Here is a 9613-nt window from a genome sequence, read left to right on the forward strand (position 1 = left end):
TAAAAAGGCTAGGCATTATCGTGGCCTGACCAAAACTGAATTAAGCGCACGAATGAAGGTTGATGCAAAGACCATATTCATTCAAATTAAACTAGTGATATCTTCCAACATCAAATCGACTGTATTGGTTTGATCTCCTATACCTTCACTAGAAATAAATCTAGTATCGATTTGATCTGAAAATGAATTAGTCTTTAACCCAAAAGATCTTATAACTCCGTAACTTATATGGCTATCTCTAATAATATTAATATATACAGTCTTAAAATGATATAGAAATAACTTCGAATCATTTCCTCGTGATGGAATTCCCTACCCCGATGGACTCAATAAGGATTCAACCTGCACTAATAAGACAATTTTCATCAAAAAGAAAGCCGGTTTCCTGTGCTAAGGATTACGGGCTTTCTTTTTGGTTTCTGTATCAACTATCGTATCCGTCGGAATATGCTTGCCACCCTTCCGAATGCCGAATACATAACAAACTAAATACTCGCCCATACGTCCTTGGCATATCGCCCGTCGTTTTGAAGCTTTTCCAGCCACTTTTGAGCTTCTTGTTTACTTACCGCGTGAACTTCTTGATATGCTTCTTGTAAACACGCCTCTACATCTGGAGCCATCCTACTTCCATCGCCGCAAATATATAGTCTCCCACCCTGATCCAAAAGTCTAATGATTTCCTCCGAGTTAGCCTTCATCAAATGTTGAACGTATGTTTTTGGTGTACCATCTTTTCGGGAATATGCCGTGTGTATCGTAACAATGCCCTGTCGCTGAATATGCTCCATTTCCTCACGATAAATGTGGTCCAGTTCATTTCGGCAGCCAAAATAAAGATGTGCCTCCCCCAGTGGTTTACCTTCATTTTTCAAGGCTTGACGGGCCTCTAGAAACCCTCTGAACGGGGCGAATCCAGTACCGGGTCCGACCATGATCATAGGTGTTTCTGAATTTTCCGGCAAATGAAATCCGGAATCAGGTGTATTCACGAACACCATAACAGAATCTCCAGACTTGCGGCTCGCCAAATAATTGGAGGCAACGCCGCGGTACTCGCCAAGCCCACTATAGGCAGGACCCCTAACGACTTCAACAGTAATGCTAACCGAATCACTTTGCACCTTCGAAGAACTGGAGATGGAATAGTAACGCGGTCTAAGCGGTGGAAGCAGTTCAACAAATCTTTCAAACGGAAGCTCACAAGCGATATACCGCTCTAATAGATCCAGCATCGTCAAACGTTTCTGCAGCACATTTTCCTTATAAGCATCCTCCTGTAAAAGAGCTTCCAACTCTTTTTTATGAGGAGGACACACTGTGAATGCTGCAAGTTCACGAAGCTGCGCACGAGTAGTCGCTTCTTGTAGTTCAATGCAGTGACTCAACAAATCGTGCACGCTGATCGGACGATCAACCGGCAAGTGGACAGCACTGCGGCCGCTAGCGCTAATAACAACATAATCGCCGCTATTCAGTCCGTAACGCCTAAGTACACGCTCAATCAACACAGGGTCGTTTTCTGGAATGATTCCCAGGTGATCACCCTCCTGATAAGTCACGCCATGCGGCAGCGTAATCTCAATATGACGCGTGCTTCGATCGCTGCCTTCACCCTGCAGTTCTCTGTTCTCCGTCATTGAGGCCAAAAACGCATTATAGTTAGTTGCGACAGGAGTTCCCTTTAGTCCGCTGACGAACTGTATACTCAGCGTGTTCCGTTCCCGCTGCGAAACATCGCTGGTCTTGAGACCTAGCGAACTAAGCAATTCAGCCCACAGATTCTCACCCCACGCCTCAACCTGTTGTTCAAAATCTCCACTTGCATCCGCTTCTCCACGGATTGCAACACGTGTTGCCCCTTTAGCCTTTAGCTGATCGTCTATAAATCGTGGTACGTGCTGGTACGTGCTGGCCCAATTATGGTCGCCGCATCCGAATACCGAATATCTGACACCATTCAGTTCCCCGGGATCTACTTTTTCTAGCCATTGTACAAACTCACGAGCATTACTCGGCGGCTTTCCATTATACGAGGCTGATACAATAATGACATGCCCCTCTTTGGGCAGTTTGCCGACACTGTCGTTCAATGGCTTGACTTCGCTAAGGAATCCCTGAAATCGAGCTGTTTCCGCAAGATCCCGTGCTATACCTTCCGCAGTCCCCATATTTGACCCATAAAGTACGAGAAGAGGTGTGTTATGAGCTTCAATCACTGGCATTCCTGTCGGTTTTTCTTGTTTCACCGGTTCCGCTATTGGCATTGCAGTGAAACTTAAATGAGTCTGCGTTCCACGGGGGCGAACCCTCATCGTGAAATCTTCTGGCTTTAAGGTTAAGGTTTCCTTCACTTTAAGCTGATAATTCGTATGATCGATAATTTCAAATTGTCTGAGCACCATACCAAGAACAAGAGTTGCTTCGTGAAGTGCAAATTGCTGTCCAATACATGCACGCTGGCCATTTCCGAAAGGCTTATAGGCATGGTGAGGAATTTGGCCAGGATCCACGAATCTTTCCGGACGGAATTCCTCTACATCATCCCCCCACACTTCGGTATCACGATGAAGTTTTGGGATGAGAACAGTTACCGTCTCCCCTTTCTTTATAGGGTATTTATCGGCTAAGACCATATCCTCCTCTGCATACAAGGAAAAAGTTGGGGCAGTTGGCCAAAGTCTCAGGGCTTCGTTCAAGATCATTCGAATATATTTTAATTCCCGTACTTGCGAATAACTTGGAATCGGTTCTTTCAGAACGCGATCCACTTCTTCATAAGCCTTCTTTAATTTATCCGGATTTTTCAACAGGTAATACAAAGCGAAGGACAGTAACCCACTCGTGGTTTCATGCCCAGCAATCAGAAACGTAATAATTTGGTACCTTATGTTCTCATCATCCAATTTTTCGCCTGTTGCAGGGTCTACACCGTTTAACATATGTGCAAGTAAATCGTCTTTACCTTGCTGATCGGCAGCTTTCCTTTCTGCAATGATTTTATCTACCAAAGAAAACATGGTTTGAATGTCATGCTTGAATTGACGCTTCGTAACTACCATTAACTTATCTTGAATACCAAGACGTTGCAGTTGGCTCATGGCCTCACCCAGTACCCGAACCATGCATATAATGAATGGATGCGGCTGCTCCCGGTAAAAGCTGTTAAAGCGGTAATTGAATCCACATAAACCAATGGTATCTAAAGTAAGACGAGTCATGTCTTCTGGAACATCTACACTCTCATCCGGGTTTAATCGCGTCCATTTTTGAATGAGTTGTACTGCAATGTCCACCATCATGCCATGATATCCGCGCAATGCGGTTTGACTGAAGCTTGGTAGTAAAATATTGTGTGCCTTCTGCCAATTTGGTTCTTGTGTTCCAGCTGTGAACAAGCCGTCACCTAATAAGGGACGAATCTTCCTTAAGGATGGAGATATATTTTTATCAAAACGCGATTCATCGCAAGCATCGGCAACGAGATCGTGTCCGGAAATAAATATGATGCTTCCCGAGGGAAGATCCGTACGAAAAATAGGTCCATATTCATCAGCGTGCTTCATGAATGATTGTACGAGCCGGTCCTTATCAATTAGAGGCAAATTGCCGAGTGGACCAAAAGTTTTAGGTTGTGGAATAGTTGTCATATACAAAACCTCCATTGGTGGTTTTATTTTGTAAAAACTCTTAATTGTTATTCAACGATAGAAGTGAATATTCATTCCTATCGGATTGTGTTTAATCTCAATGGACACATAATTGATTACATTAATTAAAAGTAAACGTTTTAATTAATGTCTCTTCAAAACACTAGTAGATCAAAAGCAATCTTATTATATTCAATTGTCATCTTGAAAGGTTGAATGGGATGTGTTAGGATAAAGTCGATTTTTAGTAAAAACATTAACTAAAAAGGCGTGAACTCTTTTGGCAACTATTAAAGACATTGCCCGCGAAGCGGGTGTGTCTGCCGCAACAGTCTCAAGGGTTTTAAATAACGATCTGTCACTGTCTGTGAGCCCAGACACCATTCACGCCAGTTGATTAGTCATAACAGTATCTTCAGGAAAATATTGGTGATCGAACCTTCCAGGTGTAGTTATAACAGAAACCCCAGAAGATCTTTTGAAAGCTCTGGAGAATCAGGGGGTTAAGCACAAGATCGTTAAGTTCGAAGAACTTGGTGAACCTATGCCGTTCAATCCCCGTACCGGCGAAACCAAACCAATTGAAAAGAGCTATTAGGGATCGGCATGCCGATCTCTTTTACTTTTCGTAACCGAACCATATGTCCTATGTTTCTCGATATAAGTGTTGTTGGCTTTCCCAATCTCCGACTACTACGGTACCTCTGCCAGTTTTTTAAAACATAATTCATTTTTCACCATAATTAACCATCTGTCAATATATTATGCAACTAATGTAAGAATTCAATTTTTGACATGATAAGAAAAAACACTTTCCGCTAACTTTTGTTGTCAACGGAAAGTGTGATTCTCTGGATTGTCAACACTAAACTAGACAATTTTTTTGTGGTGCCTCTGCTTGAACTCAGCCGGACTCAAGTAATCCAGAAAACCGTGAATCCGAATATGGTTAAACCAGTGTACATAGTCATGTAATTCTGTGGTTAGCTCAGCAAGACTTTCAAAATGACGTTTCTTTACAAACTCCGTTTTGAAAATTTTAAAAGTGGCTTCTGCAACGGGATTGTCATAAGGACAGCCTTTCATGCTCAAAGAACGCTCAATCTGAAAAGCCTCCAGCGCATCGTCAATGAGCTTATTCTTGAATTTATTACCTCAGTCGGTATGGAAGAGCTGAATGTCATTCAGGTTGCCCTTAATTGAATTCAAAGCACGGTAAACCAGCTTGGCATCCATGTGGGGGACTGCACTGTAGCCGATAATCTCGTGGTTAAACAGATCTACAAAGAAGCATACGTAGTTCCAATATGAACATACTCGGACGTATGTCAGATCCGCTTACGACGACAGATAACTCCTGCTCTTGTTCAAATTTGCGGTCAAGTACATTCGCTTGCTTGGCTTCATTGCATCTCGTGGGATGAGGGTTGTACTGAGCGACCGTATACGAGGAAACCAACACGTATTCCTTCATAATCGGTTGTCTTTCTCTTTGATGGACCCAGATGTGGAACTCTGTTTCACCCATTTATCCAACGATGAAGGATTCAAATCGTATTCTTGAATGATATCTTTTCGTGCTTTGCCACTTTGATAGAGCTGAACCATCTGTGCTTTAAATTCAGCGCTAAAGGTACGTCTTTCTTTTTTAGTCATGATCCGTTAGTTTCTTCTAGGTTGGTCTGTAGTCTACTAAATTAGACCACAATTTTTCTGTCTAGAAGAGTGTAGCCGATCCAATATCGAAAGCTACATCACACCACACTAATAAAATTTCATTAGCGTAATCTCGAATTTGTTCGAGCCAATGACGAAAGTAAACAAGAGATTTCGGGTAGGCTTCAATCCTCAGCGTATTCTTACGAGTTTTTGGGGCAAAGACCAACTTGTAGGAGATATGCATGAAGTGTTCTCCCGTATTGATTCTGATTCGATATTGAAATCCTCTGTCCCCCACCGTCATTCTGACCCCGTAGAAATGACAGATTCGTTTGTGGAACTCGTTGAAGAAGTCCCAATATACGTCTGTAAAGTCAATGACAATGCGGTCAATGGATATAGTGACCCCTTTCATGTGCCGCCCCCTCCCGAATTTTTCCATGAATTTCGGGCTTAATTAGAGGGCAGGTGGCTAGCCATTAACACATGACCTTCCCGTTGAGAAATGTTCAGTTAAGTCCTGACAATATTAGTGGTCGGACTATCTTACAATTTAGTTGCGACGCTCTCGACACTATATCCATCGGGGTATCTATTCGCAAAGTTGCATTTAATTTTGAACAAACCCGCAAGAAAACGATGATAACAACAAACAGGTCAATCATGGTGGTATCTGACCACAATCAACCTGTTTGTTGTAACGGAAAACCATTATTTAGGGGATGAAATTCAAGCATTTATGTGCGTACAACCGAAATGAAGAAATCTTATACGGGTATTACAAGGGTTATATGTGTTATTTGTTGAATGATGGGTTCATTCAGCACTGGGTAGCCCTCACCAATAAAAGAAACCTTGAAAGACACAAAGCCCATCAAGGTTAAAACAAATTTTACTCCTCATATTCCCAATGAAAATATCTTGATAATAATATTGCAACCTCTATCCATGAATCACCTCGGCATTTATCAAGTAGCCGGTTTACCTGAGATTGAATAGCACCTATATTGTAATCTTTCATGATAAAGATTCCCCGTCCAATTTCTACATTATTTCCGTCAAGATATTGTTCCAGTCTCTTTGGACTTATGACACGAAAGGAAAAAGTATCAGCACCTTCTGAATTATATGGCCCGATATCTATTTGTACATCAACAGCAAAATCTTCGATATCATCCCCCCACTCTTCGCTAATAACAGTAAATGAGACTAATTGTGGTTTAATCATTCTATTCCTCCATTATATCAACGTGAACGTTTTTGACTTCTTTTTTTCCATTAGTTCGTTCATTAAGGGTATTCTCCGTAAAGTTAGCCCTTACTCTGCCTTCCTTCGGTTTATATTGTAACCTAAATGCCCTTAACGCGTCCTGACTGCTGTAACCAATTATCTCACCATTTCCGTTAGTTATTGGCTTTGCACCAGGTCCAACCCACGCTTTCCCTGCTTCCATAGCATCGGCTCTCGTAGCGCCCCCCATTGTTGACAACCCCTTAGGTGCATTTTTTGCTCCTAGAACCATGTCAGTTGAACTCATGTTATAAACATAATTTGGGTTATAATACTTTGTACCAGATTGGTTAAGATCACCCATCCCTCAGTTTCAGGAAGCTTCTCGTTCGGTTTGCTTGGTTTTGAAGATGTAGTTTCACAGCCACTTGATGTGTGGTGTAGCACACCTAAAGATGCAAAATTACACAGCCACCAGAGACTACATTGAAAAATACTCTGAGCTAGGTTGGTTTAACGGGTTGGATAAGGATGGACTTGAGGTTGTAGAGAATTTTAAACTTTTAGCCAAGCTGAACCAATACGAATTAACAATGTTTGAAGGAAACAAGCATATTATTCCCGAGTATATAAGGTTCTTGGGAATTTCCCCAGAAGATGACTGGCTTCCAGCCCATGTCTCAATCGTTGAAGCAGCCCTACAGTATGGGTGGGACATTGACAATGAGTTAGCCGCCATGAGTCAGTATAGTGCTGCTTTTCCCGAACTGGAGGATTACGGAAACATTTTTCAGTTCATTGATTACTCTTATCATTTAGCGTTATACCATCTAAGAAAAGACAAGTTTGTCGATGCATTAAATTGCTTGTTGCAGGCATTGGAATCCTCCATTAAAATAGAAAATGGTAAATACTTCAAACGGTGTATAGCTCTATTCGAGGCGTTTAGAGGTTTTGCTACCCCGTCTCAGCTTGACAGTTACGCCCTGCTATTTAAAAAAATTCTGGAAGGGGAACTGAAAAATGAAAAAGGTATTTCTTACTTTGACAATCGTATTAAGTTTAATCATCCTCACACCACCCATTAATGCGGTAACTGGCCAAATCACTCCTAATAGTCACGGAATATTCTAATCATAAATATTACTGTAATTAACGACTTCTTAAAGGAGTCGTTAATTTATTTAGAGCAAGATGTCGAGTTCTGTAGAATAAGCAGTTCCAAAGAATCAATTTCCATTTTTATTATATCTTAATACAAAAAAATTCCTTTTTAAGTGGTATAATGTTTAAGTATTCCATATCATGGAAAAGGAAGTGTCTGTATTGAAAATGAAGAAGACAGCAATTATCCTTACAAGTGTCTTAGCTCTCACTGTGGTAGCGCCTGTTGCAGCATTTGCCACTCCATCAGTTGACAGCAACGGTTCAAGCAGTACATTAGAACAAAAAGGGCAACCGACAGTGATTAATGCTGACGAAATTGCCGCAGCAGCAGCAAAGATTGAACCTTACATCATCTTAGGGGAAGACGGGCTTTACACACTGGATACAAAAGCCAAGGACGTTGTTGGCGAAGAAAAGTATGATAAACTTGCGAAGGCTTTTGAACAAATAAATACCGAAATCAAAGCAGGATATTTAAGTACAGCGACTGGAGATATCACAGTAACCGCAAAAGGAAATAGCCATTACAATAACCAATTCAGCACAAATGCTTTTAGTAATGTTTATCCATGGGGTGTTGCTATAACCCTATCTCACTCAGAAACACAAAACCAGATAGCAGCTATGGAAGCGTCTGGCTCTGCCGCTGGATTTCTATCCCTGCTTTTATCCACTATTCCGGGTGGGCAAGGCCCAGCACTAGGCGGGGCGATTTTCGGGGCAGGAGCAGGGCTTCTTGCACAAGTCCTTAAGATCCAAGATAAAGGCAGAGGAATTACGGTTAACCTGATGTGGACAGGATGGTCCATCACAAGTAATTAATGTCTCTCTTCAGCAGCCCCTAACGGCACAGGAGATGTACATAATCAAAAAGGGAGCTGGTATTTATTTATAATTCATTTACTTCAATTTTTTTTGCTGCATTGACTGCAATTGCCCTCATATTGCTTCCTAAGTTGGAAGCAAGAGTGAGCAAAAAAACAATGCTAAACGTAAGGATTGCAATAACAGAAACAGTCCTGCTTATAGGAGTCATTCTGTATATATTTGACCCTCAGTGGTGGATTATTGTTGCTTTTACATTGTATTTTTGTGTACTTCTTATGATGTTTTTGAGACGTAATAAATCACGTTGACCTTAGTAAATAAAATTTTTTTGAGCGCCATACTCAGCGTCTAAAAGCAAGACCTTTCTTTATAAACACAATAAACACCCTACCAGCTAAATGCCAGTAGGGTGTTTATTTATTTTGTAACTGTAGCCGTATTAGTCTTACCATCCCAAGATACGGTAGCACCCTGCATACCATCAGTGACAGTCACTGGTTACATCAACAGCACACCGTACGAACCCAGTCACAGCAAGGCATTTCAACCGCAATGTACCCTGCAATGAACCCACAAAATCGAGTAGGAGGCTACCCATTAATTGAGCAGCCGACCTCTCACACCACCGTACGTACCGTTCGGTATACGGCGGTTCAACCGTTTAAGTGCAGTTGGCGAAGACGCTCGTACTGTGCAGGGAAGTCATAATATCCTGCCTGTGCAAGCTTTTCGTTTGTAACAGAGCGTTGTAATATCGCGTTTCCGGCGATACGCCAGTAACCCAGCCGGGTTGGATTGTCAACAGTAAATCAGACAACTTTTTTAAGGGCTGCATGACGATAGTGAACTGGGATCATGTACTCCAGGGTTCCATGGATTCGATGATGGTTATACCAATTCACATAATCAAACAGCTCCAGTTCCAGATGACGAAGGCTCTGAAAATTCATCTGATACACAAACTCTGTCTTCATGACTTTGAACGTAGCTTCTGCCACAGCGTTATCGTAGGGACAGCCTTTCATGCTCAGAGAACGACCGATCTCAAAGGTTTCCAGAAGCTCGTCCATCTTTTCAT

General features: G+C 41.8%; 6 protein-coding genes and 3 pseudogenes. 4 read left to right on the forward strand and 5 right to left on the reverse strand.

Translation table 11 applies throughout. The features are described from left to right. Positions 1–485 precede the first annotated feature (485 nt). Positions 486–3650 carry a bifunctional cytochrome P450/NADPH--P450 reductase gene (locus tag JO375_RS18335; RefSeq protein ID WP_322098754.1) on the reverse strand — a complete coding sequence of 1055 codons (3165 nt, stop codon included), beginning with the start codon at positions 3648–3650 and terminating at the stop codon, positions 486–488. Between the two features lie 280 nt (positions 3651–3930). On the opposite strand from JO375_RS18335, the pseudogene JO375_RS18340 reads away from it, so the two are divergent. Continuing rightward, positions 3931–4032, forward strand: a pseudogene (locus JO375_RS18340) (LacI family DNA-binding transcriptional regulator); the annotation flags it as partial. 488 nt (positions 4033–4520) lie between these two features. Here the strand turns inward: JO375_RS18340 and JO375_RS18345 are convergent. From JO375_RS18345 to JO375_RS18355, 3 genes and pseudogenes are all read right to left on the reverse strand, one after another. Beyond that, positions 4521–5306 (reverse strand): annotated as a pseudogene (locus JO375_RS18345) (IS3 family transposase). 895 nt (positions 5307–6201) lie between these two features. Continuing rightward, on the reverse strand, positions 6202–6537 hold the full coding sequence (locus JO375_RS18350) for an Imm8 family immunity protein (RefSeq protein ID WP_229525801.1): 336 nt from the start codon (positions 6535–6537) through the stop codon (positions 6202–6204). Position 6538: 1 nt separating this feature from the next. Next, a complete protein-coding gene (locus JO375_RS18355) occupies positions 6539–6904 on the reverse strand; it encodes a hypothetical protein (protein WP_229525802.1) in 366 nt (121 codons plus the stop codon). Positions 6905–6995: 91 nt separating this feature from the next. Between JO375_RS18355 and JO375_RS18360 the strand changes: the two genes are divergently transcribed. The 3 genes from JO375_RS18360 to JO375_RS18370 all read left to right on the forward strand — a co-directional run bounded on the left by JO375_RS18360 (position 6996) and on the right by JO375_RS18370 (position 9274). Further along, positions 6996–7628, forward strand: coding sequence for a hypothetical protein (locus JO375_RS18360; RefSeq protein ID WP_229525803.1), 633 nt, complete (start codon positions 6996–6998; stop codon positions 7626–7628). 217 nt (positions 7629–7845) lie between these two features. Then, positions 7846–8529, forward strand: a complete 684-nt coding sequence (locus JO375_RS18365; protein ID WP_229525804.1) for a hypothetical protein — start codon at positions 7846–7848, stop codon at positions 8527–8529. Between the two features lie 607 nt (positions 8530–9136). Beyond that, positions 9137–9274: a hypothetical protein gene (locus tag JO375_RS18370; RefSeq protein WP_229525805.1), complete on the forward strand. Its 138-nt coding sequence runs from the start codon at positions 9137–9139 to the stop codon at positions 9272–9274. Between the two features lie 70 nt (positions 9275–9344). Here JO375_RS18370 and JO375_RS18375 read toward each other — a convergent pair. Beyond that, positions 9345–9613: pseudogene (locus JO375_RS18375) on the reverse strand (IS3 family transposase); the annotation flags it as partial.

The sequence above is a fragment of the Paenibacillus farraposensis genome, from assembly GCF_020736845.1.
Taxonomy (GTDB): Bacteria; Bacillota; Bacilli; order Paenibacillales; family Paenibacillaceae; genus Paenibacillus; species Paenibacillus farraposensis.

What these genes read in the sequence shown, in the direction of transcription:
- JO375_RS18350 (WP_229525801.1), bottom strand. Translation starts at nt 6,537, where the DNA reads ATGATTAAACCACAATTAGTCTCATTTACTGTTATTAGCGAAGAGTGG.
- JO375_RS18355 (WP_229525802.1), bottom strand. Translation starts at nt 6,904, where the DNA reads ATGGGTGATCTTAACCAATCTGGTACAAAGTATTATAACCCAAATTAT.
- JO375_RS18365 (WP_229525804.1), top strand. Translation starts at nt 7,846, where the DNA reads ATGGAAAAGGAAGTGTCTGTATTGAAAATGAAGAAGACAGCAATTATC.
- JO375_RS18335 (WP_322098754.1), bottom strand. Translation starts at nt 3,650, where the DNA reads ATGACAACTATTCCACAACCTAAAACTTTTGGTCCACTCGGCAATTTG.
- JO375_RS18360 (WP_229525803.1), top strand. Translation starts at nt 6,996, where the DNA reads ATGCAAAATTACACAGCCACCAGAGACTACATTGAAAAATACTCTGAG.